Below are 23,917 nucleotides of genomic sequence, written 5' to 3'. Positions count from 1 at the left end.
GCCTATTTAAGTGATGTGCTGAAAAGGTTGCCGACACATAAAGTGACTCAGATTGAAGAATTGCTACCACACCGCTGGAAACCTAAATCGAATTAAAAAATAGGCATGGGGTTCAGCGGACGCTTACTTTAGTTTTGGATTGTGCTCAATTTGAAGTAGTGCATTGTTAATTTTCAAGGTATTTGCTTCATAATTCTCTGTGTTTTTAAGGTCGTAAGCTTGATTCTTCATAGTTCAACCTTTTCGCCAAGATTTTCTAAAACCATTACTGCTTCATTCATAGTAGCTAACATTTGTTCACGAAGATGCTCATATCCTGGTTTATTGAGATTTGCTTTATTCACAATATAGATTTCACGCCATTTAGGAGCATGTTTTAGAGTAACAATAGCGTGTTTGCATCGAATAGGGTTACAGCGTAGGGAGCCAATACATGGTAAAGCTGGATCGGTATCGTCCTGTTTATTTCCATAACATAAACCATTTCCAATATTAGTAACGGCAGCACCTTGGTTAGCTAGTGCTTCATATACTTCTTCTTCGGTATAACCATTTACCATATATCCTTGAAACAGAGTGATCAAATTTTTTTTATGTTCATTTGCTTTACCTCCATAAAATGTTCCATTGTGATTGAAAACATTTTTTATAGCTTCTAATTCAGCTGCATGTCTCAATGAATTTTTGCTGTTTCTATTACCATCCTTTGAAAGTATTTCACCAATTTCACCATAGCCTAACGTAACTGACGTAGTAGCACCTTTGGAGACAAATTTACCAATTTCTGCCACGAAGTGTTTTAGCTGAAATGAAATTAAAGGTAGGCCAACTTCGGCTCTAAATAGTTGGTAGGTTAGAGTATGTCGTAGCATATAGGAGTTAAAACTAATCTGATTAGCAATGTATTCCCCCAAAAGTTGGCTAATCAACGCGTTGATTTGATAACTAATCCCATTACTACTCATAGATTTTTCTGAGCCAGTAGGATGAACAGTATTCATATTAGAAACGAGATATGGGGATGATTTGATTTTTGCGATATAAGATGCTGCTAATATAGTGTCTCTAACGATTGGAATAGCTACCCAACGATCATCAAATAAACCAGTATTAATCTCTTGTTGATGTTTTTTAATAGTACTTTCAATTAACCAAACACCATCATCTTGTACTAAGCATGAACAATCTTTTACTTTTATTTCTGCTAATTCAGATGGTCTCATACCTGTATATTGACCAACCAAGTATAGACATGAATATGCCACTAGATTGAAATATTCACGAAGTTTATTTAATTCGTATTTGCGACTCTTTAAGGCTTTTCGTAGAGTAAGTCCACCTGCCAAACCATTTTTATTTATCATCCAGTCAGAGGGTTTAATTAATCCTAATACACAACTTGAAGAGTACCCTTTGGTCCTTAATCGCATTGCAATATAGGCGTTAAGAATTTCATGATTAACTCTCTCATTATTTGCCCAAGATGAATATTTACTGGCTTCAAAACGTTCTAAAGAGTTGATATCTGATATTTTTGACTTATCCCCGATAGCATTTAAAAAGTCGACTACGATGAAAGATGCCATCTTAGATAAATATTCAAATATATTATCTGGGAGCACCTGTTTTTTTTGAATTTTATGAGTATTAGGAGGGTTTTTCCAACATAAATTATTTAAGTCGACATAGGCAATGGGTTTATTAAATACATATTTGATAGAGCTAGGGTTTCGTAAATATTCAAAAAATCTATCTAATTCAGTGTTTTTTATGCGTTCATAGTTTTTAGCCGCTTTATGGTAATATGCTGGAGAGAGGGCTGTTAGGGTTTTAAACTTTGTTTGAACATATTCAAAACCAAACTCTAAATTTAATTGTTTAAATATTTCATTAATAAATGTTAAACCATTTTCAAAAATGGGAATTAATGTGTTGGCTTTTAGGACACCTTTTGCATATTTTGTTTTCCCTGATGTTTTCTTATTATATTGGGGCCAAAATATAGTGTTGTTGAGTAAAGCGAGCTCAAATATGACTTTTATTTCGGTTAAAATAAATCTAGGAATATCATTATATTTTGAAAAGTTTATGCGTAATTTTGCCCCTTGGACATTTCGTGCGGCATTTGGGTAATCAGAATTAAAATCCCAAGTAGAATCGGAAAATTTAGATATTTTCGAAATGGATCTTTCCATAAACTGATTTATGTATATATTAGATTCGATATATTTTTTTTGTAGGCATTGTTCTAGATTGTTTCCTACACTTGGACTATTTATCAGGTTGTGATGATGTTCTGCAAAATTTTTCAGTATATTTAGCTGAGTTTCTATATTCATTAAATTACTCCATCTATCAATACAGTGTTCTCAATGTATTCAGATGCAATTCTTGCGTTTTCAAGCTCCAATGGGGAAAAATTAGATAAGTTGGGGGCTGTAATCTGATTCATGAGTTCTAGATTTTCTCGAAGAATATGCCCGTAGGGAGTGTCAATAATTTGGGTGTTTTCTAAACGAGCTTTGTAATCACGCTGCATTGCAAAAATTTGAGGAAGGTGATGAACTGCAAGCACAACATTGTCACAACGTAAGCATTTATTATATTGTGAACACGGAGTTCCTTGGACATAAGAGGCCAATTTTTTTACAAATTCAGGTGGATCAAAAATATTTCTGCACGCCGCTAAAGGTGTTATAAAAGTTACTGCTGGTTCATCCTTATTTTTAACTTCTATCTTTTTGGGATTCTCTTGGGGTTTAGCTTCCAAAGTTGAGCAATGTATTTCTGTCAGTTTTTTATCTAGCTGTGCTCGACTTATATTATTAAAGTCTAAAGAGTCAATATAACTCAGAGTGGTTTGTATAGATGAGTGTCCTAATACTACTTGAATTTCTCTCATACTTACATCAGCTTTAATCAATTCGCTGACTAAAGTTGGTCTAAATCTACTTATTGTTAGAATTAGTGGGCGGTCTTGATCACCTTTTAACTGATATTTATTAACAAATCGAGTAATGCTGATTCCTAAAGCTTTGTAATTTCTTCCATTAAGTCCTAAGAAAGGAGCTACTCTTTGGTGTGATTTTTTGCTATTTGATTGATAGATAAATAACCTATTTTTGACTGTGTCACTTGTAATATTTTCCCGAATGTTACTTGTCAGTCTAATCACCTCATCAAAAATATTTTTTACAGACTCTTTTTGACTTGGAGTTAGCCAAGTGATTTTGGCTTTAATTAAATCAAGATGATAGTCTTTTTTTCCGTCTGATCTTTCTTTCCAATATCTAAGACAAGGTCTACCTGTAGCTGGATGCTTAAGTGTAAAGTCATCTATATCAAGAGCGAGTAAAGACTCAGTATTTATACCTGTGACTTGGGCTAATTTTAATAAGTAGGGTAATAGGACATCTATTCCAATCATAGATATGACTCCCCACTCTCTATATATATCGTCTAGTTTTTTTCCTGAATCCTGAATAATTTTAAGAAAAGATTTTTGAATTCGTGTTTTGGCTGTGTTGTAAAAAATAGGTTCACAATTAAGTAGGTTTTCAAATATCCAACGAGCATTATTAAGAGTTGATAATCCTTTAATTCGATATCCATATTGATCGAGAGGATTCTTACCAATACCAGTAATTCTATAGGGTTTTAGGATCGATCTAGACTCAGTAATACCTTTGTCGATTGCTTCTAATATTTGCAGGCGTTCATTTTGATTAAATGGTTTCTTTACATCTGTTTGTCTATATACATCGAAGCCAACTGCATTGAAAAAATTATATTCTATATCTTGTATTTGAGTGAGCCTTTTTAATGATTTCCGTACAGCACTTAAAAGAGTCTGTGCATGAGAGCTGGAAATATCTGCGTTTATTATTTTATCTTCTAGGTATTTTCTAAATTTAGATAGAAGATGTTCATCGAAAGTCTCTACAATTATTAAAGGTGTATTTCCATAAAGATTTGAAAGAAATTTGATAAATTCCTTGCATGCACCTTGATAGTTTTCTTTTGCTGATTCAGAAGACACTGTTTTAGATTGTGAGGCAAATAGTTGCTCTATTTGAATATATGGTTCTGCTTCAGAAGGTTTGTGAAAGTCAATAATATTAGTAAGTTTAAGAGTAGCTAATCTATTGAAATGACCTTTAAAGGTTTCCTTAGATGTACCCTGAAAAATTTGCCTTTCATGATTTCGTTCGGCAACAGTCTTATAATTAGCATCTACTATCCCTTTTTCTTTAAGGTCTTGATGAATGTAATTCCAAGCAGCCTTAACAGTGCTAAACTTTAAATGATATTTAGTTATAGGACATTGCTCTTTAGGCATTTTCCCAAGTGAAATCTTATTACCAAAAATAGGCAGTTGCTTTTTATTTTCTAGAGATAGTCCTCGATACCAATTAAGGAGTTTTCTCCTGGCATTTATTTCAGCTAATGCATAACTACCATCGGGTATTAGCAAAATTTCTTCTTCAATCATTTTATTAATAATGGAATGTGTAAGCTTGCTGTATTTAGATGCAGAGTTTTTTGAAATGCCTAAAGTACATGCAAGATAGTTAACATCGACATTTATTTTTGGAGGCGTGTTAGCCTGACTAATTGGTATTTGCCACAAAGCATCTACATTTTGGATAACACTTGATACCCATTCTGCGATAGTAGATTCAACATCTCCGATTTTTTTTTGTTCATTAGTTTTCATTTTTTGTCTGTAATATTGATTTTTAACTGTGTGGTTTCATATATACGTTTCATTTTTTCAGCTTTTGTGACTAACTCACCTTCTTCGTTACACATTGTGCTGTAAATTTCATGGGGGATTTTTGTGTACATTTCAGTAGTATTTAGTTGGCTATGTCCCAAATTTTTTTGCAAAATTACAAGTCGGTCAAGATAATCCATTCCTAAATCTTCTGATTGTAATAGGGCATAAGCACTACCATGTCTTAGTTTATGCGGAGAGATTTGTTTTTTAAGCCGACCTTTCTTAATAGCGCGCTTACTTAAACGTTCTAACAATTTACTGATGCTCGATGCTGTATAAGCAGTACCCTGAGCAGTGAGGAAAGCTGGAGTTACAGCTTGAGTAGCATACTTCCTTGCATATTTTTTATAGAGTGGGGAAGCGTGATATTTCAGGATACGCTGGATTGTTGCAGAGCTTATTAAAGTCCAACGAGGGTTAATTTCATTTCTGCGTCCTTTGCTACCTAAAACTTCCAATGGAACATAACTTGGACAAATTGGTTTGTCTGAGGTGTATGAAATAAATTGTGTACTATTAAAATAAATAGCATTTTTAATATGTTCAACAGTAACTCGTGGAAGTTCGGAACGACGTAGACCTGAATCATATAAAAATTGGAGTACAACTCTTTCACGTTCAGAACCTGTTGATTCAAGTAATACAATAAGATCATCTGGATTACAGGGTGGCATAGGATTATTTTTTGGTGTTTTTGATAAATATCCGTCGCTATAAGGGTTATTTTTACGTATTTGTGTTTGATCCTCTCCTGGAGTGGTTAGATATTTCATGAAAAAAAATAAACATGCATCACGATTCCTGACGGTAGTTGATTTTAAATTTTGATTCCCCTCTAAAAATGTTATGTATTCTTCTATTACGTATGTTGGTACTGTAAGAAATGCCTCATCACTTACATCATCATCAAATTCAGGACGGGTTCGCATATAGTTCAAAAAGTAAGTTAGATTTTTGCCGTAAGTGGGTATGGACTCGGTCGCAAGTTTTTCATGCTTTGATTGGTAAGATAGATATTGAGAAATAATAGGTAAAAATCGACCATTATCATCAAAGACACCCACCCCATTCACGTGTACCTCTTTCGCTAAAAAATCTAATTTATCCTTCTTATTGAGAGGTGATTTAGACAGGTCTAGTTTGGTTTCTATGCAAATTTGGACGGTCATAAATAGTCATTCCTCCATTTGAAAATAAGAAGTTAAATTCAAATTTTTATTGAACTTTTATGGATAATAAATCTAACTTAATGCTGTTTTTTTTTCTTATCAAGGTATTTTTATTTAAATGATTTTAAAATAATTATATTTATAATTAATAACTTATTGAAATTAATTTGAATTTTAAAAGACATTTTTTTAATTTTTTAATAAATTTTTTGATGTAAATAATTAATAAATATTTATGGAACTATAGCAATAATCTCTGACTATTTAGGGATATAAAATTGAAAGGTTAAAAGTTATTGAAGGGATACTGGCATTTTATTTTAGTTTTATTTGGGATTTGGTAATTCTTGTATGAATCTTATTTTAAGCAACTAGTTCAGCATACTGTGCATTATTAATATGGGGGTATAAAAGGAAAACGTCAGCACTGCGTTGATAAAGCTGGCAAGACAATTTGCCATTATGTACAAAGAACTGGAACAGGGTATGGCAAGGCGGTAAAGCCACCTGACTCGCTTCATTTGGATTCCAGCCCGATACAATCAGACGGCGTGAATTAGGATTAGTCTTGATTTCATTGATCAGCCATTTGATCTGGTCAAAACCATCCTGATTGTAGCTGCCATCCGTATTTTGAGTAGCACCAAAATTACGCCACTGATGGCCGTAGACTGGACCGAGTTCACCTTCTGGACGACCAAAACGCGCGGTCTGTTCCGCAGTTGCCCATTCATCCCAGATGGTCACTTTATTATCCTGAAGATACTTTACATGGGTATCGCCTTTCAGGAACCACAGCAGTTCAATCACGATCGAACGGAAATGAACTTTTTTAGTGGTGAGTAAAGGGAAGCCCTTGGAAAGATCAAAGCGCATCTGATGACCAAATACCGAGCGTGTACCTGTGCCGGTACGGTCGCCTTTATCGCCGCCGTTGTCGAGGATATGTTGTAAAAGGTCAAGATATTGGCGCATAGGTCTCTCTTAAAATCTGTTGCAAATTGCTTTTCTTTGAATTGGGCAATTTAAAATTGCGCTCATCATAACATTTTTTTGAGCACTTCCGCATAGCAGTGAAAATGATTAAACATAAGAGAAAAGGGCATAAAAAAGCATCCATGATGGATGCTTTTTTATCATCTTTTTTAAGCTGTTGGCTTACCGGTATGTACCGTATGGATCAGATCAGACAGGTCATAACCCAGAGATTTAGCATAGGCCAGATATTCCTGTTTGGTTGCTTCATCCAGTGTCGGCTTACGATGCAGGAGCCATAGATATTTCATGTTTGGCTCACCAACCAATGCAGTTTCATAATTGTCATCCAGTTTGAGAATCCAGTAATCCCCTTTGGTAAAAGGTACCCAGCGCAAACCTTCAGGCAAGAAACTGACTTCCAGTTTCCCATGCTCAGCATCCACAATGGTGGCTTCCCCAATAGATTCATCCAGTTTGCCCGCACCATCCAGACAACGGTTCTGGACGCGGACTGTGCCATTTTCATTCAGGCTGTAGGCTGCGGAAATATCAGTACTGTCTTCAGGTTGGTGTTTCATAGGCAGACGGGCAATTTCGTACCAGATCCCTAAATATTGTTCTAAATTGAAATTTGAAATAGTCTTTACATCATGACTCATATTTTTCTTCCTCATCATCTCAATTTAAATTTACTAAATCAGTCTAATACGAGAGTTGTTAGCCGGAATGATGTAATCCTGTAGTGAAATGTTGACTTTATTATCGTGAGTAAAATTACAGATTTAGTCAGAAAGGCGCTCAAATATTGATTTAGAAATAGTCTGAGCAGAACTGCTAATTAATTTGAAAAGTAGTGAATTTATAACTTTTTTGTGAAAATTGTAAATTTTATAAATCTAAAAGAAATAACAAGTTAAGTAAAATTAAACAAATGCGGAAAAATATATTTACATTTTTAACGTGAAAAGTAACATTTAACCGTCTAGTATTCACCGCGTGTTGAAGATTTGAAAGCCAAACTTACAGGCGAGGAGTACTTGGTCCAATATGATTTATGATCATCAAGTGAATATGAGCGAAGTGCATGCTCCTGTTCAAGCGAACGTCATAATTCGTTCCCAATCGGGACAAAATTCCAAACGTCAGCCTCAGCGCTATACCTCTGTGTCAGCTCGTAACAAAAGCTCTGAATCTCGCAAGACTTTCGGTGCAATGAACGGCCAGCGTTTCGATATTGAAAAATTCACCAGCTACCTGCAAGGCATTACCCGCAGTACTAGTACACAGAAATGTGCACGCAGTATTCGCGTCGGTTTGCAGTCTTCAGGCGCAAAAATTGTGAATCATCCTGTTGCCGCAGCTGACTGGGGCAATACCCTCCAGCAATTAGGCTATCGAAAAATCAACCTGTCTTTTGACCGTCCGAAAAAAGGTGATATCTACATTATCGACCGGACTTCACAGCATCAGTATGGTCATATTGCAGCATATTCTGGTTCGGCCTGGGTTTCTGATTTTAAACAGAATGGCTATGCGGTCTATCGTAATTCCGATGTGAAATATACGTATTACCGTCTAGATTCATATCTTTAAATCAGACGCTGAAAATTTCAGAACTTAAAAATGAAAGTCGCGAAATGGTTCAATCTTCGAAGCGTTTCGCACGTTTATTATAAATCGACAAGATAAACAGTCCAATCGCCACAAAACCCAAGCATTGTAGACCTAGCGCTATAGTTTCCCAGATCTCACCCGTTTTAGGTAAATAACCGATCAGGCTAATTACTACCACAATCGGAATCGCTGTTGTTAAAGCACGAAAACCTTCGGCATAAGGATTTTTAGGAGCAAGCTTTAATCTGAATTCACGCAAGACGTGCATCAGCATTCCAATCGCCAGACTGATTCCAACAAATATCGAACCCAGTTTCGTTACAGTCGATGCTATGTAAATTACGATACATACCGCAATAATAATGATGAGCTTGAGCTGACGGTTGCAGCGTTCGGAGTACCAGAACTCAAGCATGTGGGGAACCTGAATCCGACTTGTTCTGATTAAGCAAAGACAGGGGCGAAAACAGGCAGATCGCCAAAGCCATAAAGGCAATCCCCTGAGCGCCGGGCAGCAAGATTTCACCCTGTTTCATGTTCATAAAAATCAGGCTGATTAATAAGGCAATCGGAATCCAGGTCAGGATACGATAGAACAGGCCAGTCGGATTTTTTGCTGCGAAATGAATTTTACAGTAACGACAAATCAGGAAAATAATTCCAGTACCAGCAAACATCAGGATGGCATCTAAAGGCAAAGGTTCCATCCAGTACAGACCTACGGCAATTGCAGCAATCACAACAAAGAACAGCAATTTTTTCAGGATCGACACCTGCGGATTAAACCAGAACTCAAGCATGATGATGTATGAACAGAAAAGATAAAAAGCACTTTAGCATATTTTAAATATAAAAAAGCGAGGCAGATGCCTCGCAATATTTAGGAAAATTATCCGTTATTTTTCTGTGGACCCCAGTCATAAACTTTCTTCTGATAGGCATACCAAAGCATCCACAGACCAACCAGGATCATTGGCAGGCTCAGGAATTGTCCTTTACTCATCCAGCCAATAAATAGCTGACCATTATCCGGTTCACGGAAGAACTCGACGATAAAACGGGCTAGACCATAGCCGGTCAGGAATACCGCAGAAACTGCCATACGTGGACGTGGCTTGCTACTAAACCACCACAGTACGATAAACAGAATCAAGCCTTCACAGAGCGCCTGATACAGTTGTGAGGGATGACGTACCAGCTGCAGCGGATCGGTTGGGAAAATCATGCCTAAAGCAAAGTTTGGATCAGTCACCTGACGGCCATAAAGCTCTCCGCCAATAAAGTTACCGATCCGGCCAAACATCAGACCTGTCGGAACGCAGGGTGCAATAAAGTCCAGCGTCTGGAACCAGGCCATTTTGTATTTCTTGCACCACCATAACATGGCCAGGATTACGCCGATGAAGCCGCCGTGGAAACTCATGCCACCGGTCCAGATCTGGAACAGCCAGAGTGGATTTTCCAAAAACTGAGAAAAACCGTAGAATAAAACGTAACCGACCCGGCCACCGATAATCACACCCAAAGCCCCAAAGAAAATCAGATCCGAGACCATATCTGGTGTCCAGCCGCGTTGTTTAGCGCGATAAGTCGCCAGTCCCCAGGCAAATAAAAAAGCCAAGAGATACATCAGTCCATACCAGTGGACTTGCAAAGGCCCGAGCGAAATTGCAACGGGATCTATGTTTGGATAGGTGAGCATTCCTGTTCCTTGTGATTCTGTTTTGCACAGATTTTAGCTGAAAGCGAAGAAAATTGTTGTACATTCAATGTGTAAAGATCGAGAGCATCAATTATGTGTATTGTGGCACTGGCTTGGCGAGTTCTGGATGAAACGCCTTTATGTCTGATTTCAAATCGTGATGAGTTCTATCAACGTCCAACACAGGCATTATATGAATGGGAGAACAGTCCGATTATTGCCGGGCAGGATCTGCAGTCTGGTGGTACCTGGATGGGTATAACTGCTTCAGGACGATGGGCAGTGATTACCAATTTCAGGGATGGTAATGACAAGAATAACTACCCAACTTCACGTGGACATATCATTCAGCATTTTCTGGAATCTGAATTGAAACCTATCCGGTTTGCCCAAGAACTGGAAAAAAAGCAATGTAACTATGCAGGCTTTAACCTGTTTGTTGGTGATCGAGAGCAGGCGGTCTATATGAGCAACCGTGGTGAAGCACCGCAAGTGTTGGCGCAAGGGGTATATGTGGTTTCCAATGGCCTGATGAGTGAAGACTGGTACAAGACCCGACATTTACGCAAACGCTTTACCCAGGAATTTTTACCGATGCTGCAACAACAGGCAGTTTCGGAAGCTGATCTGTCTTATGCCGTGTGGGATATTCTGGAAGATGAACGTAAAGTGATTCCTGAACTGTTACCTGAAACAGGGATTTCGGTGGAAATGGAACATCTGCTGTCTTCGACATTTATTCAAAGCCCAGCCTATGGCACCCGCTGTTCTAATTTTTTGAGAATGACCAATGATAAATGGTGCTGGCTAGAAAAATCACAGCAGGGTGAAAATGTAGGACAGGTGATTGAAAAAATTATTCCATTGGACAAAAAACAAGGCTGACATAGGTCAGCCTTGTTTTGAAGTTGCTTGAGAATTAAGCTTGAGTCGTTTCTAAGGCTTCACCTGCAATGATTCCCCCATCTTTACGGGTAATAACCACTGTAGCCGAACGAGGGCGAGAGCCTTTGCCTGTACTGATTAAATTTGCAGGCTGGTTTGATGGCCAAGTACCACCCGGATGCTGAACATTCACAAAAATTGCTTTGTAGTCTGGTGTCATGGTCACACCCGTAATTTCACAATCTGCTGGACCGACCAAGAAACGACGTAACTTGGAGTCATCTAGTTGAGTGCCAAGTGGTGTTTTCTGAGTACCGGCACCTGCAGTAGCTGTAGCTACACTACCATCACCAATTTGACCTGGTAAAGCAGCCAGCATCATACAGTTCGTGGTATCTGTATAAGCACCATCATCGGTTTGAATCCACAGTACGCCACGTGGATCGAACCACATGCCATCTGGACTAGAGAAGTCATTGTCATCGGTCAAGCCTGACAGGTTAACCCCAGGAATCGAATCTGCTTCTGCACCAAACAGGAAAATATCCCAAGTGAAGCCAGTCGAGCTGACATCATCCTGATCTTCACGGAAGCGGATGATATGGCCGTTGATGTTACCGCGCAAGCGATTAGTCGTATCATCATCGTCCGAGTACTGACGTGGGTTGGCTGCATCAATGGCATGGCCGGTACCGCGTTGCGAGTTATTGGTTAAAGTTACATAAACTTCACCATTTTCAGGATTTACGGCAACCCATTCTGGACGGTCCATTTTGGTCGCGCCCGCTGCATCGGCAGCTAGACGTGCATGTACCAAGATATCGGCCTGATCTTTAAACTGATACTTTTCATAACTAGTAATTTTCGGGTTATTCATGGACAGTTCAAGCCATTCACCACGCGCTTCACCCGTAGCTTCATTAAAATCAAACTTGGCGACATAGAACTTACCGTGGTCCATGTATTTATCACCAGCTGCATAGCCACCATTGATATCACTTGGATTCCAATTGGTTGCTGATACAAACTTATAGATGTATTCGCCCTGAGAGTCATCACCCATATAGAATGCAAGTGGCTTACCTTCAATCGCACGGCTAACACGGCAATCTTCATGCGCAAAACGACCCAATGCGGTACGTTTTACTGGGCGACTGCGGTTATCGAATGGATCAATTTCCACGATCCAGCCAAAGGTATTGATTGTATTTCGATAATCTTCTTGAGCTGTGTTCGCTAAAGCAGCAGTGTTCCAACGGCTGAACATATCTACAGATGAAAGTGTTGGAGTTGTAATACTCTGCCAGTTATAACCACTTGCCTTATTGCTCACTTTATAGCGAGAGATGGCATGTTCAGTCATGGCGTCACGTACATCCCCAGCATCATCTTCTGTTTGACGCGCGATGTACTGATTAAAATTTTCTTCAGTGGTGAGGTAAGTACCCCACGGAGTATAACCATTACCACAATTATTAATCGTACCGCGTGTGATCAAGCCAGTTGGGCTAAATGCTGTCTGTACCAAGGCATGGTTTTTTACAGGGCCTCTAAATTCGATTTCACTTGCTGCAGTAATACGACGGTTAAATGGTGAGTCCAGATTCACACTAACAGCTTGAGTGACTGGGTCTTTTTTCAAATGAACAATTGAAACACCATGCGCGTATATTTCACGAAGCGCTTCATCTTCAGTAATATCTTTTGGATCAAAAGCATTGCCGCGAGGGTGTAGATCACCACGTTGCAAATATTCATGGTTCATGACCAACAGACCTTGATCAGATACTGTTGCATCATAATTTTGCTTAGCGGCATTCATACCGAAAAAGGTCATGCCGTCATGGTTATCACCAACACGACGCTCATATGAAATACCACTTGGAATATTGTTTTCATCCCAAACTGGCAGGCTTGAATTCAGAGGATCGCCTACAGCGTGCAAGATTTTGAAATCGTAGCCTTCAGGCACCGAAAATTGTTCTAAAGTATTTTTCTCGACTGCCTTAAATTTTAGCGAGCTTGGTTTCGCTGTTAAATCTGGTTCAGTTGATGGTGGAGTAGGATTGTCTGAGTTATTTGGTTCATCATCGTCATCACTACAACCGGTTAAAGAAGCTGCTAAAGTTAAGGCAACTGCACCACCAGCTGTTTTTTTGATCAATTCACGGCGGTTAATATTTTTTTGCAAAAGTTGAGTGAACTCTGCATTCCCCGAATTGTTGCTGTCATAATCATCATTAAAATCTAAATAATCTGTCATTTTTTCTGATCCTGGTGAAAGGCTTGCTTTTCATTAAGTCAGAAATAAATTAGACCTAAAGTATGACAAAATGGTTAAGTCTATATTTCAATAAAATTAAATAAATCAATATATTGGTGTAAATGTAAACAAAAAGACAGCCAAGGCTGCCTGAGTGAAATACATTCTTTTTGTTTTTGGGTTCTTGTTATTGTTGATCGGTTAAACGGCGTTTTTCGATCAGTTTTCCTGCCAGTAAACCCAGTTCAAACAGTAACCACATGGGGATGGCCAACATGATCATCGACAAGGCATCGGGTGGAGTCACGAACATAGCTACAAAGAAACAGCCAACGATAATAAAGCGGCGTTTTTCGACCAGCGTCTGGGTTGAAACCACTCCAATCAAGATCAGAACCAAGGTAATAATCGGGATTTCAAAGGTAAAACCAAAGACCAGAAACAGCTTTAAACAGAAGCTGAGATAACTGTTGATGTCGGTCATTGGGGCTACGGTTTCAGGCGAAACACTGATAAAAAAATGCAGAATCGAGGGCAATGTTACAAAGTATGCAAAGCTGATGCCAGTATAAAACAGCACGATACTGCCGATCAGAAGTGGTAAAGCCAGACTCTTTTCTTTGGCATACAGCGCCGGCTTAATAAAGGTCCAGAGCTGGTACAAGATGAACGGCATCGCGATCATCAGTGCCACAAAAAAGTTCAGCTTAAACGGTGCCATGAAGGTTGCCGTCACATCAGTGGCAATCATGGTCGAGCTTGCGGGTAGCTGTGCACGCAGCGGTTCAGACAGCCACTGGTAAGTCTGATTGGCAAAGGGTAATAAACAGAAAAACAGGCCAATCAGGACAGCAACTACTTTAAACAGATGCTTTCTTAATACCACCAAATGCTGGGTAATTGGCATCTCTTCAAGATTTACCACTGCAGCATCATTTGAGGCTGGTGTGGTCGGTAAGGATGTCATACAGCCACCTTCATTTCTGTATAGCGTTGTTCGGAAATCGCAGCTTGTGTTATTGCCGGTTTAGGTAGATACACAGGGGATACAGGCTCTACGATCGGCTGATAGCTGACCGATACCTGAACAGGCTGAGGCTTTGCTTTTGATTTCTCAGTTGCGATCGGCTGCTGTAAATCTGCCATTTGTGCCTGCATCTTGGCTTCGAGTTGCTGAATCCGCTGCATTTCAGCCTGCATTTGTTCGCGTAGCTCAGACAGACGTAATTCACGATCAAGATCATTCTGAACATTGCTCACCATACGCTTGATCTTGCCGTACCATGTTCCGACAAAACGTACTGCCTCAGGAAGTTTCTCTGGCCCAAGGACTAAAAGCGCAATAATCCCGAAAATCAGCAGCTCGGTCATTCCGATATTGAGCATAGCGAACTCTTAACTCTTGATCGAGGTTTCAGGGGTTTTGACTTGTGCCTCGATGATGCGTGGCTCTGCTAACTTGGCCTGTTCAGCTTCTTCATCTTTGACCGATTTTTTAAAGTCTTTAATTGCGCCGCCAACATCTTTACCCAGATTTTTCAGTTTCGATGTGCCAAACAATAAAATCACCACAATTGCAAAAATCAGCACATGCCAAATTGATAATCCTGCCATTATTTTATCCTCCATATTTCATGCACCTATCTCAGCAGGCTTGTATGACAATGCAGTGACGCTTTAATGACAGTTTGCCGACACAGCATCAGTGCGATGAATAGCTCATATCAAAAAATCTACGATTCGATTAAAACCATGCTGTGCTAGCATATGGCCTGATATAGAAATCCCAGCAGTACTGTCATGGCCTTGATTCTTCCGCTCCTGTCTTTTCTGACCGGTTATTGGGGCGTGCAATATTTAAAACCGATTCGGCCTTTCTTGGCGGCTTTACTGGCCCGGGTCCTGATTCCGGTGCTGATTATTTACAACATGGTGTTCTACCAGGAAGGCAGTTTGTGGCTGATCAGCTTTAGCTTCTTTTGTTCCTGCCTGTTTTTTGCCGTATTTTATTGCATCCTTAAAAATAAACTGCGTGCCTTATGTCTGAGCTATTTAAATGGTGCATGGCTGGGGATTCCTTTTGCCTTGGCCGTTTTTGGTCCACAAGCGACCAGTACCGTGGTGGCGCTGTACATTGGTGGTTCTTTGTTTGGCAATGTCTGTGCAGTCATGGCAGTCAGTGAAGCCAGACAAGACGCGCGTTATATTTTAAAAAATGTGTTGCTCTCACCGCCAGTGGTGGCTTTGTCGATGGCAGCTTTATTGTCATTTTGGGATTTGAGTCACTGGCAACAAGTGGCTTGGGTAGAGATGCTGTATCAAGCCAATAAAGTGCTGGTGACTTTTAGTGGCATGTGTGTGCTAGGAATGTGGCTAAGCAATGTACGGATCAGCCGCTTCGATTTAATGCGCAGTCTACAACTAATTTTTAGTCGGGGATTGTTTGCGGTGTTACTGTGTGGTGCAGCTTATTTTTATTTGCCGATTCCACAGTTTACTCTAACGTATGCCGTCATGCTGATGTTCTTTTTATTACCGCCAGCAGCCAATATTGTGGCACTGGAAACCCATTATCAGGGCACAGGTTATTCAGCGAAATATATTGCCTCAGGAACGATTGCGAGTGCAATTTTGATTGGGGTGTATGGGATGGTGGTACATGCGGTGGTGCCAACGTTATGAAAGTTCCCTCTCCTTGTAGGAGAGGGTTAGGGAGAGGTAATTTACTATTTAAATCCCTCCCAACCTCCCTTTGAAAAAGGGAGGGGCTCCTTCTCCCCAAGGGTGAGGAAATGGCCTCCCTCTAACTCCCTCCTAAAAGGAGGGAGGACTCCTTTAGGAATTAGATTTATTTTTCCAAACTCGCCTTAAACAGTTTCATCGCCTGACCACGATGGCTGATTTTATTTTTTTCTTCCTTGCTCATTTCCGCACTCGCAATACCCAGTTCAGGTAACCAGAACAGCGGATCATAGCCAAAGCCATTTTCACCACGGGCTGCTTCCAAGATCTCACCTTTCCAGATGCCCTGGAAGATTTGTGGTAATGGGTCTTCGGCATGTTGAACTAAGGCCAGTACACACACAAACATGCCTTCAATCGGTTCACCGTCTTTACGCAGTGGTTTCAGGTCAGCCAGTAATTTTTCGTTGTTCGCTGCATCATCACCATGTTCACCCGCATAACGTGCCGAGTAGATCCCAGGTGCACCGCCCAGAACTGGTACACAAATCCCTGAATCATCAGCAATCGCAGGTTTGCCAGAAATACGTGAGGCATGACGTGCCTTGATAATGGCATTTTCAACAAAGCTCAAACCATCTTCAATTGCGTCTTCAATATTCAGCTTACCTTGAGGAATAACTTCAACTGGAAGTTTGAGTTCTGCAAACATCTTTTCAAATTCTGCAATCTTGCCTTTATTATTACTTGCCAGTACCAGTGTGCCTTGGGATAACCAGTCAGTTGAAGCCATATCAATTACTCATCTTTCAAATTACATATATGTAGTGTAGCAACTTGCTGCAGTTTTTAGGCCATAAAAAAAGCACCCGAAGGCGCTCTTTTGCAGATCCAGCTTATTGTGCCTGAATCCAACGGTCTGCACGATCACGTGCTTGACGGATCTGTTCCTGGGTCAAGTTGGCTGCCAATGCAGTTTTTTTGCCTTCAGATAAAGTAATCACTTTATTGTCCAGCATGCCGTCACGGGTAGAGAGTTCATACCACTGATAAGCACCCATATAGTTTTTCTTTTTCTCTTCCATCATCGCCAGGTTAAAGCTGGCACGATTATCACCGCGGCTGGCTGCTTTTTCAAAGTACTGGCGAGCCAGTGTTTCATCTTTCTTGGTGCCAATACCATCTGCCAGCATACGGCCTACATTCAATTGAGCCACTGCCAGACCTTGATCTGCTGCTGCTTTATACCAGGCAAAAGCCTGACGTTCATCTTTCTGAATGTCTTTACCATACTGGTATTTTGTTGCTAAATAAAATTGTGCACCAGGCTGACCTGCTTTAGCCGCTTTAGTCAGACTATGAATGTCCATTACTGAATATTGCGCTGCTTGGCTGGCCACAGAAGGCGTTGGTGCAACGTAATCGGCATGGGCCTGCATGCCAAAAAGTCCAGCCAGTAGCGTCGTACTTAATAATAATTTTTTCATAGAGCGCTCACTCGATAAATTGCGACTTCACCAAATAGATTTGGGAGATGTTTGCTCAGCAAACTATCTTCTTGATTCCCATTCACAGCGAGTCGATTAATAATTTTTATGTTGTTTTCCGCGCATAATGCTTCAAAGTCACGGAAGGTACATAGGTGAATGTTCGGGGTGTTATACCACATATAGGGTAAGGCTTCCGAAACCGGCATTTTCCCTTTTAATGCCAAGAAAGAACGAGTCTTCCAGTGCGCAAAGTTTGGAAAGGTAATAATGGCCTGTTTCCCTACACGCACCATGTCACGCAATAATACGTCTGGTGCATCTACAGCTTGCAAAGCTTGTGCCATCACCACATAGTCAAAAGACTGGTCAGCAAAACGGCTTAAACCGAGGTTTAAGTCCTGCTGGATGATATTTAACCCGCGACTGATCGCAATTGCAATCTTTTCTTGATCAATTTCTAATCCATATGCACGAATATTGTGCTTTTTGCTCATATGGGCCAGCAGTTCGCCATCACCACAACCGAGGTCGAGGATACGTGAACCGGGCTTGATCCATTTCTCAGCAAGTTGTTGGTCAATACGCATTACACAGCCTCCTTCGGTGTTGATCGCAGATGTTCTTCACCGCCTAGAAAGGCGCGCAAGGATTTTACATACAGGGGAATCGGGAACAGGAAGGAGTCATGGCCTTGTTCAGCATCAATATCGACATAGCTGACCGGCTTATGATTGGTAATGAGGGCATCCACGATTTCAACAGAACGTGAAGGCGAGAAACGCCAATCGGTCGTGAAAGAAACTACTAGGAACTTACATTTGGTTTGTGCCATCGCTTTGACCAGTGACTGCTGATATTCACGTGAAGGATCAAAGTAGTCCAGTGCCTTGGTCATGATCAGGTAAGTGTTGGCATCAAAGTTACGGCTAAACTGTTCACCCTGGTAACGCAGATAGCTTTCGACCTGGAATTCTACATCGAAGCCATACATGAATTTGCCAGATTTTAAATCACGGCCAAATTTCTGCTTCATGGCTTCTTCAGACAGATAGGTAATATGACCGACCATACGTGCCAGAATCAGGCCACGTTTTGGATAGCTGTCATTTTCTAGATAACGGCCATGATGGAAGTCCGGATCTGACAGAATCGACTGACGCGCGACTTCGTTAAAGGCAATATTTTGTGCAGACAGTTTTGGTGCGCTGGCAATAATCACACATTTTTGCAGACGGTCCGGATAATCTACCGACCATTGCAAGGCCTGCATGCCCCCGAGTGAGCCGCCAATGATGGAATACCACACATCAATCCCCAGACGGTCAGACAGCATCGCCTGTGTTTTTACCCAGTCACGCACAGTGACTAGCGGAAAGTCTGGACCATATGGACGGTTATCATTTTCGGGATTAGGAGAGGTAGGACCAGTAGAACCATTACAACCGCCGATATTATTCAGCGCCACCACAAAGAATTTATTGGTATCGATTGCCTTGCCCGGGCCAATACAGGCATCCCACCAGCCTGGTTTTTTGTCATCTTCATGATGATAACCGGCAGCATGGTGATGGCCAGACAGGGCATGGCAGATCAAAATGGCATTGGACTTATCGGCATTCAGTTCGCCATAAGTTTCTACCATCAGTTCAAAACGTGGGAGGATGCGACCGCATTCAAGCTCTAACGGCTGTTCGAATTGGAACTTTTGTGGGACAACAAGGCCCACTGAGTCAGCTGGAAAAGACACGGGAATGATTCGCCTTAAATCTTTAGTATGAATAAATAAAAGGATACCATTTGCAGGTATCCTTCTAAAGTCTTTTTAATGCTATGAATTATTGCTAATTCAAATACCGGATTTAGACGGCAGCAGCAATCACCTGTTCAGTGCTTAACACATCCTGATCGATCAGACGGTTGGTACATGCAATAATTGCTTCAATCGAAGAGGTCACGATGTTGTCATGCACGCCCGCACCAAAGGCAGATTTACCTGTGCCTTTTACTTGAAGTTCAACCAATGCCAAGGCTTTGGCATGTGCACCTGAACTGATGCTACGTTCTTCATAGTTCAAGACATCAATCGGCAATTGTAATGCATCCAAGATCGCAGAGATCGGACCGTTACCTTCACCACGCAAGTGCTGAGTTTCACCATTGACTTCAATATCCAACTCAATCACCTGATTGCCATTTTCATCTGACAATTTATAGTTTTTGGCAGAGTAATGAGCATCTTTCGCGGCAACATACGTCTCTTTGAACAAGCTCCAGATCGCTTGTGCGGAAATCTCAGTACCATCTTCATCGGTTTTTTGCTGTACGATTTGCGAGAATTCGATCTGTAAACGACGTGGCAAGGTCACGTTGTAGTTCGATTCTAACAAGTAAGCGATACCACCTTTACCAGACTGTGAGTTCACGCGAATGACAGCGTCATAGTCACGGCCCAAGTCTTTCGGATCGATCGGCAAGTACGGCATATCCCAGATTTCTTCGTTTTTCTGGAATTCGAAACCTTTTTTGATGGCATCCTGGTGTGAACCAGAGAATGCTGTGAACACCAAGTCACCCGCATATGGATGACGTGGGTGGACTGGCAAGCCCGTACATTCTTCAACAGTCGCAATGATTTCGTTGATATTCGAGAAATCCAAGTTTGGTGCAACACCCTGGGTATACATGTTCAAGGCAATTGCCGCTACGTCCACGTTACCGGTACGCTCACCATTACCGAATACACAACCTTCAACACGGTCAGCACCGGCCATAATTGCTAATTCAGACGCTGCGATCCCACAGCCACGGTCATTATGGCAGTGAACTGAAATGATCACGCCGTCACGACGCTCGATGTTACGGTGCATCCATTCCACCTGATCGGCATATACGTTTGGTGTAGAGACTTCGACAGTGGCTGGCAAGTTCAAGATCACTTTGTTTTCTGGAGATGCTTCCCAGATTTCAGTCACAGCGTCGCAGACATCTTTGGCAACTTCTAATTCAGTTGCAGAGAAACATTCAGGACTGTACTGGAAGACAAATTCAGTTTCAGGCTGTTTTGCTGCGTATTCTTTCACTTTTTGCGCTGCATTTATCGCTAACTGTTTTGCACCTTCAACGTCTACGTTCAACACTTTTTGACGGAAGGTTGGAGAGTTAGAGTTGTAGATATGCACGATTGCGCGTTTCGCACCTTGTAAAGATTCAAAAGTACGTGCAATTAAATGGTCACGTGCCTGAACCAATACTTCGATGTAGACGTCATCCGGAATATGACCTTCTTCAATCAATTTACGAGTGAAGTCGAAATCAATTTGAGAGGCAGACGGGAAGCCGATTTCAATATGTTTGAAACCGATTTTTACCAACATCTGGAACATTTTGAACTTCTGCTCGATGTTCATTGGCTCGAAGATCGCCTGGTTACCATCACGCAGGTCAGTACTCATCCAGATTGGCGCTTTAGTAATTTCATTATTTGGCCATTGACGGTCTGGTAAGTCCACACGTTGATACATGCGACGGTATTTTTTACTTGGATCAGCCAACATCATGAGAGAGCTCCTTAGGTAGCCTGGCATACTCGCTTGGTGTAGCAGTTGCTCGGTCTACAGCATAGATTTTGTCTATATATTCGTTTACAGGCAGGTGAGGATAAATTAGATCAATCCTGTATTTTTTAAGTTTTGATCATCAGGATCAACCAGACACCTGCATGGTGAACCTATAATTAAATTTTAGTCCAGAAAACGTGAAAAGTTTTTGCTTTTTCTATGGATTTTAGTCGTATCTTAAAAAAGATTTTCTTATAAAGTTATTAATTGGAGAAATATTTCTATAATCTATTTTAATCTTGTTGGATTTTCCTGTAATTAAGCGATAAGGCTAAAATATTTCTTTATATAATAGCTTTGTTGGAAGTTCTTAAGCAATGCATACATGAAATCTTTCATATCAAAAAATAAAGGCTAGTTTGATGAATCCAGACTAGCCCTTAATATCATGAAGATTGCTCAGATCAGTATTTAAAATGCAGGCCTAAAACGGCACTGATGCCTTCTGCTTCTGTAGCATAGTGGGAAGAATAGGCTTTGCTAAAATAACGTGTATCGGACAGGTTATTGATATTTAGCTGTAGATCCACATTGGGGTTCACCTGATAACGTGCCATGGCATCGTAACGCACATAACCGGGAATAAATTTGGTATTGGCGGCATTGCCATAAACTTTATCCATTGCCACAGCACCGGTACCCAATGTTAGTTGAGGTATGACCTGATAGGTCATCCATAGAGTTGCACTGTTTTCTGCTACGTTCTGAACCCGATTGCCATTGTTTGTGCTTGGAACATAAACCGGTTCGGCCGTGGTTCCAATATTTTCAAAGCCACCATCAATCAGTTCACTATCCAAATAGGTATAGCCTGCGGAAATTGCCCATTTCTCAGTAATATTTCCATTGATACCCAGCTCAATCCCATCGACACGGGTCTCACCAATATTACGGGTGGTGCCATCAGCATCGGTGGCGCGGGTATTGGTCTTTTCAGTACGGAAAATGGCTGCCGTCAGATTCAGTTTATCTTCCAGAAGATCCCATTTAGTTCCCAGTTCCATGGTGCGGACTTTTTCAGCTTTTAGATTTTCAATAGCTGCGCTAATACTTTCAGAGCCATCACCACCATCGATACCGACCGGATTCGAGGAAGTGGCATAGCTGATATAAATACTGCCATTTTCTCTTGGCTTAAAGACCAGACCCGCCTGATAATTAAAAAAGTCTTCTTCATTTTCGAGGGTCAGCTGATCACCTGGAACGGCGGTAATCGGCGTATTGTTTGCACCTGTCACCGCATTATTGAATCGTCCATAGGTTAAGGTTTGCTGGGTTTTATAATCATCCCAACGTATGCCCAGATCCAGAATCCATTGCGGATGCAATTCGATACTGTCCAGTAAGTAGATCGATTTTGATTTGGTCTCGATATCATAACGGTCCGCACCATCTGTATTAAGTGTCTCCGTCCACGCACCCCGGTCTGGATTGTCTACAGAAGTACACCAGCCTAAGGCCACATTGGCAGGAGTACCACAGGCCGCAAAAGAGCTTCCAGTAGCATTCAGACCATTAATAATATATTGGGTACGTTCAGTATCCTGATCTGAATATTCTGCACCCAGGTTAAAGCTGTGTTGAATAGCACCAGTATCAAATTTGCCTGTTAAAGCCAGTAGGTCAGTAAAGGTATCGGTATTTGCGATACGTGAATTGGCCCGTGCCCAGACATTGCCATTCAAAATGAAGTTTCCGCGTGAATCATCGGGGTTGGTCCAGAGATAGTCATTTTTGGAACGGTTAAATACCGCTGTATTACTCAGGGTCAGATTGTCATTCAGGTCATGTTCCAATTTAAAGGTACCAATCTGGTTTTCCTGTTTCTGGAAATCACGATCTTTCCAGCCATAGTATTGACCAGCTTTGGCATCAATTGGTTTCCCATTGCCATTTAAAGCGGCATTGGCATTGGTCGCTGCAAATGGATTGTTATAGGGAATGCCGGAATCTGGAATATCATCAGTTTTCAGATAGTAATAACTTAAAGTTCCACGCGTTGCGCTGTCCAGGCCGAAACTGAAGCTGGGTGCAATACCAGCACGTTTATATTCAGCACCGTCATGTTGACCGGCTTTTTCATTCTGGTGACCCATGACCGCGACACGAGCCGCCATGCCATTGCCGAAGTCCTTGTTAGCATCCAAAGTGATACGGGCATACATATCTGTACCACCCGCAACAGAGCCTTCCAGTGCATCTCCCTTTTTCGCTACTTTGGAGATCATATTAATACTGCCACCCGTAGTGCCCGCACCGCCCATGGCAGAAGCAGAACCTTTGGTAACTTCGACCTGCTCAATGGCAAACATTTCCCGGTTTTGTGAAGTCGAATTTCGCACGCCATCGACGTACATCGAACTTTCCGAGTTATAGCCTCGAATAAAAGGCCGGTCCCCATTCGGATTGCCGCCTTCACCTGCCCCTAAAGTAATACCTGGTACGGTACGCAAAGCATCAGCCAGCGTAGTGACCTGCGTATCTTCAATCAGTTGTTGGGGAATCACGACCACAGACTTTGGCGTGTCCAGGAGTGGCGCAACAAACTTGCTATTGGCTGACTGATCGACTTTTAGACCCGGCACGGGTTTAGCTTGTACTTCCTGATGAATGGTCTCAAGCTGCACCACATTTTCCTGTGCAATCGTGTGTGCAGATGCAAAAGAAAGGGAAGAAACGATGGCTGAAGAAACTATTTTTTTACGAGATTTTATATAGCTCATAATCATTCTTTTTT

The 23,917-nt window shown here is 41.1% G+C and carries 21 protein-coding genes and 1 pseudogene; 4 read left to right on the top strand and 18 right to left on the bottom strand.

Annotation, left to right across the window (positions count from 1 at the left end; translation table 11 throughout):
- Positions 1-96, top strand: a 96-nt coding sequence (locus FTU03_RS06240; protein WP_179992416.1) for a transposase domain-containing protein, incomplete at its 5' end; no start/stop codon positions are given.
- Positions 97-227: 131 nt separating this feature from the next.
- Here the strand turns inward: FTU03_RS06240 and FTU03_RS06235 are convergent.
- From FTU03_RS06235 to FTU03_RS06215, 5 genes and pseudogenes are all read right to left on the bottom strand, one after another.
- Positions 228-2,339, bottom strand: a complete 2,112-nt coding sequence (locus tag FTU03_RS06235) for a site-specific integrase (RefSeq protein ID WP_179992415.1) — start codon at positions 2,337-2,339, stop codon at positions 228-230.
- The gene (locus FTU03_RS06230; RefSeq protein ID WP_228305463.1) at positions 2,339-4,717 is read right to left on the bottom strand and encodes a site-specific integrase; all 2,379 of its coding nucleotides are present in this window, start codon (positions 4,715-4,717) and stop codon (positions 2,339-2,341) included. Before FTU03_RS06230 ends, FTU03_RS06235 begins: the two co-directional genes overlap by 1 nt.
- Complete coding sequence (locus FTU03_RS06225; RefSeq protein WP_179992414.1) at positions 4,714-5,949, bottom strand: tyrosine-type recombinase/integrase; 1,236 nt, start codon at positions 5,947-5,949, stop codon at positions 4,714-4,716. The genes FTU03_RS06230 and FTU03_RS06225 overlap by 4 nt, the downstream gene beginning before the upstream one ends.
- Positions 5,950-6,321: 372 nt before the next feature.
- A pseudogene (gene thyA / locus FTU03_RS06220) lies at positions 6,322-6,924 on the bottom strand (thymidylate synthase); the annotation flags it as partial.
- Positions 6,925-7,094: 170 nt separating this feature from the next.
- A complete protein-coding gene (locus FTU03_RS06215; protein ID WP_179992413.1) occupies positions 7,095-7,586 on the bottom strand; it encodes a lipocalin family protein in 492 nt (163 codons plus the stop codon).
- A gap of 388 nt (positions 7,587-7,974) precedes the next feature.
- Between FTU03_RS06215 and FTU03_RS06210 the strand changes: the two genes are divergently transcribed.
- Positions 7,975-8,520 carry a CHAP domain-containing protein gene (locus FTU03_RS06210; RefSeq protein WP_179992412.1) on the top strand — a complete coding sequence of 182 codons (546 nt, stop codon included), beginning with the start codon at positions 7,975-7,977 and terminating at the stop codon, positions 8,518-8,520.
- Between the two features lie 49 nt (positions 8,521-8,569).
- On the opposite strand, the gene FTU03_RS06205 is transcribed toward FTU03_RS06210, so the two are convergent.
- The 3 genes from FTU03_RS06205 to lgt all read right to left on the bottom strand — a co-directional run bounded on the left by FTU03_RS06205 (position 8,570) and on the right by lgt (position 10,243).
- Positions 8,570-8,956, bottom strand: a complete 387-nt coding sequence (locus FTU03_RS06205) for a hypothetical protein (RefSeq protein WP_179992411.1) — start codon at positions 8,954-8,956, stop codon at positions 8,570-8,572.
- Positions 8,949-9,341: a hypothetical protein gene (locus tag FTU03_RS06200; RefSeq protein WP_179992410.1), complete on the bottom strand. Its 393-nt coding sequence runs from the start codon at positions 9,339-9,341 to the stop codon at positions 8,949-8,951. Before FTU03_RS06200 ends, FTU03_RS06205 begins: the two co-directional genes overlap by 8 nt.
- An 89-nt stretch (positions 9,342-9,430) precedes the next feature.
- A complete protein-coding gene (gene lgt, locus FTU03_RS06195) occupies positions 9,431-10,243 on the bottom strand; it encodes a prolipoprotein diacylglyceryl transferase (protein WP_179992409.1) in 813 nt (270 codons plus the stop codon).
- Positions 10,244-10,336: 93 nt separating this feature from the next.
- Here lgt and FTU03_RS06190 point away from each other — a divergent pair, with 93 nt between their 5' ends.
- The gene (locus tag FTU03_RS06190; protein ID WP_179992408.1) at positions 10,337-11,128 is read left to right on the top strand and encodes an NRDE family protein; all 792 of its coding nucleotides are present in this window, start codon (positions 10,337-10,339) and stop codon (positions 11,126-11,128) included.
- Between the two features lie 34 nt (positions 11,129-11,162).
- Here the strand turns inward: FTU03_RS06190 and FTU03_RS06185 are convergent, their stop codons facing one another.
- The 4 genes from FTU03_RS06185 to FTU03_RS06170 form a co-directional block, all read right to left on the bottom strand.
- Positions 11,163-13,391: a PhoX family phosphatase gene (locus FTU03_RS06185; protein ID WP_159123607.1), complete on the bottom strand. Its 2,229-nt coding sequence runs from the start codon at positions 13,389-13,391 to the stop codon at positions 11,163-11,165.
- Between the two features lie 187 nt (positions 13,392-13,578).
- Positions 13,579-14,358, bottom strand: coding sequence for a twin-arginine translocase subunit TatC (gene tatC / locus FTU03_RS06180; RefSeq protein WP_179992407.1), 780 nt, complete (start codon positions 14,356-14,358; stop codon positions 13,579-13,581).
- Positions 14,355-14,777 carry a Sec-independent protein translocase protein TatB gene (tatB, locus tag FTU03_RS06175; protein WP_179992406.1) on the bottom strand — a complete coding sequence of 141 codons (423 nt, stop codon included), beginning with the start codon at positions 14,775-14,777 and terminating at the stop codon, positions 14,355-14,357. The genes tatC and tatB overlap by 4 nt, the downstream gene beginning before the upstream one ends.
- A 9-nt stretch (positions 14,778-14,786) precedes the next feature.
- Positions 14,787-15,005, bottom strand: coding sequence for a Sec-independent protein translocase subunit TatA (locus FTU03_RS06170; protein WP_159123604.1), 219 nt, complete (start codon positions 15,003-15,005; stop codon positions 14,787-14,789).
- Between the two features lie 186 nt (positions 15,006-15,191).
- Between FTU03_RS06170 and FTU03_RS06165 the strand changes: the two genes are divergently transcribed.
- Positions 15,192-16,073 (top strand): permease, encoded by an 882-nt coding sequence (locus tag FTU03_RS06165; protein WP_159123603.1) that lies wholly within the window; start codon positions 15,192-15,194, stop codon positions 16,071-16,073.
- A 166-nt stretch (positions 16,074-16,239) separates the two neighbouring features.
- Here FTU03_RS06165 and rdgB read toward each other — a convergent pair whose 3' ends face one another.
- From rdgB to FTU03_RS06135, 6 genes are all read right to left on the bottom strand, one after another.
- Positions 16,240-16,866, bottom strand: a complete 627-nt coding sequence (gene rdgB, locus FTU03_RS06160) for an RdgB/HAM1 family non-canonical purine NTP pyrophosphatase (protein WP_179992405.1) — start codon at positions 16,864-16,866, stop codon at positions 16,240-16,242.
- Between the two features lie 103 nt (positions 16,867-16,969).
- Positions 16,970-17,560, bottom strand: a complete 591-nt coding sequence (locus tag FTU03_RS06155; protein WP_166136288.1) for a tetratricopeptide repeat protein — start codon at positions 17,558-17,560, stop codon at positions 16,970-16,972.
- Positions 17,557-18,150 carry a methionine biosynthesis protein MetW gene (gene metW, locus FTU03_RS06150; RefSeq protein WP_004781976.1) on the bottom strand — a complete coding sequence of 198 codons (594 nt, stop codon included), beginning with the start codon at positions 18,148-18,150 and terminating at the stop codon, positions 17,557-17,559. Before metW ends, FTU03_RS06155 begins: the two co-directional genes overlap by 4 nt.
- On the bottom strand, positions 18,150-19,310 hold the full coding sequence (locus tag FTU03_RS06145) for a homoserine O-acetyltransferase (RefSeq protein WP_034704397.1): 1,161 nt from the start codon (positions 19,308-19,310) through the stop codon (positions 18,150-18,152). Before FTU03_RS06145 ends, metW begins: the two co-directional genes overlap by 1 nt.
- A 112-nt stretch (positions 19,311-19,422) precedes the next feature.
- Complete coding sequence (gene leuA, locus FTU03_RS06140; protein WP_034704399.1) at positions 19,423-21,120, bottom strand: 2-isopropylmalate synthase; 1,698 nt, start codon at positions 21,118-21,120, stop codon at positions 19,423-19,425.
- 464 nt (positions 21,121-21,584) lie between these two features.
- Positions 21,585-23,903, bottom strand: a complete 2,319-nt coding sequence (locus FTU03_RS06135) for a TonB-dependent siderophore receptor (RefSeq protein ID WP_179992404.1) — start codon at positions 23,901-23,903, stop codon at positions 21,585-21,587.
- Positions 23,904-23,917: the final 14 nt, after the last annotated feature.

The organism is Acinetobacter sp. YH12046 (assembly GCF_013419905.1).
Lineage (GTDB): Bacteria > Pseudomonadota > Gammaproteobacteria > Pseudomonadales > Moraxellaceae > Acinetobacter.
The sequence above is the reverse complement of the archived record's forward strand: the minus strand, read 5'-3'. Positions and strand labels throughout refer to the sequence as shown.

Bases quoted from the DNA above. Each gene is read 5' to 3' on its own strand.
- FTU03_RS06235 (WP_179992415.1), bottom strand. From the start codon at position 2,339: ATGAATATAGAAACTCAGCTAAATATACTGAAAAATTTTGCAGAACAT.
- FTU03_RS06230 (WP_228305463.1), bottom strand. From the start codon at position 4,717: ATGAAAACTAATGAACAAAAAAAAATCGGAGATGTTGAATCTACTATC.
- FTU03_RS06225 (WP_179992414.1), bottom strand. From the start codon at position 5,949: ATGACCGTCCAAATTTGCATAGAAACCAAACTAGACCTGTCTAAATCA.
- FTU03_RS06215 (WP_179992413.1), bottom strand. From the start codon at position 7,586: ATGAGTCATGATGTAAAGACTATTTCAAATTTCAATTTAGAACAATAT.
- FTU03_RS06210 (WP_179992412.1), top strand. From the start codon at position 7,975: ATGATTTATGATCATCAAGTGAATATGAGCGAAGTGCATGCTCCTGTT.
- FTU03_RS06205 (WP_179992411.1), bottom strand. From the start codon at position 8,956: ATGCTTGAGTTCTGGTACTCCGAACGCTGCAACCGTCAGCTCAAGCTC.
- FTU03_RS06200 (WP_179992410.1), bottom strand. From the start codon at position 9,341: ATGCTTGAGTTCTGGTTTAATCCGCAGGTGTCGATCCTGAAAAAATTG.
- lgt (WP_179992409.1), bottom strand. From the start codon at position 10,243: ATGCTCACCTATCCAAACATAGATCCCGTTGCAATTTCGCTCGGGCCT.
- FTU03_RS06190 (WP_179992408.1), top strand. From the start codon at position 10,337: ATGTGTATTGTGGCACTGGCTTGGCGAGTTCTGGATGAAACGCCTTTA.
- FTU03_RS06185 (WP_159123607.1), bottom strand. From the start codon at position 13,391: ATGACAGATTATTTAGATTTTAATGATGATTATGACAGCAACAATTCG.
- tatC (WP_179992407.1), bottom strand. From the start codon at position 14,358: ATGACATCCTTACCGACCACACCAGCCTCAAATGATGCTGCAGTGGTA.
- tatB (WP_179992406.1), bottom strand. From the start codon at position 14,777: ATGCTCAATATCGGAATGACCGAGCTGCTGATTTTCGGGATTATTGCG.
- FTU03_RS06170 (WP_159123604.1), bottom strand. From the start codon at position 15,005: ATGGCAGGATTATCAATTTGGCATGTGCTGATTTTTGCAATTGTGGTG.
- FTU03_RS06165 (WP_159123603.1), top strand. From the start codon at position 15,192: ATGGCCTTGATTCTTCCGCTCCTGTCTTTTCTGACCGGTTATTGGGGC.
- rdgB (WP_179992405.1), bottom strand. From the start codon at position 16,866: ATGGCTTCAACTGACTGGTTATCCCAAGGCACACTGGTACTGGCAAGT.
- FTU03_RS06155 (WP_166136288.1), bottom strand. From the start codon at position 17,560: ATGAAAAAATTATTATTAAGTACGACGCTACTGGCTGGACTTTTTGGC.
- metW (WP_004781976.1), bottom strand. From the start codon at position 18,150: ATGCGTATTGACCAACAACTTGCTGAGAAATGGATCAAGCCCGGTTCA.
- leuA (WP_034704399.1), bottom strand. From the start codon at position 21,120: ATGATGTTGGCTGATCCAAGTAAAAAATACCGTCGCATGTATCAACGT.
- FTU03_RS06135 (WP_179992404.1), bottom strand. From the start codon at position 23,903: ATGAGCTATATAAAATCTCGTAAAAAAATAGTTTCTTCAGCCATCGTT.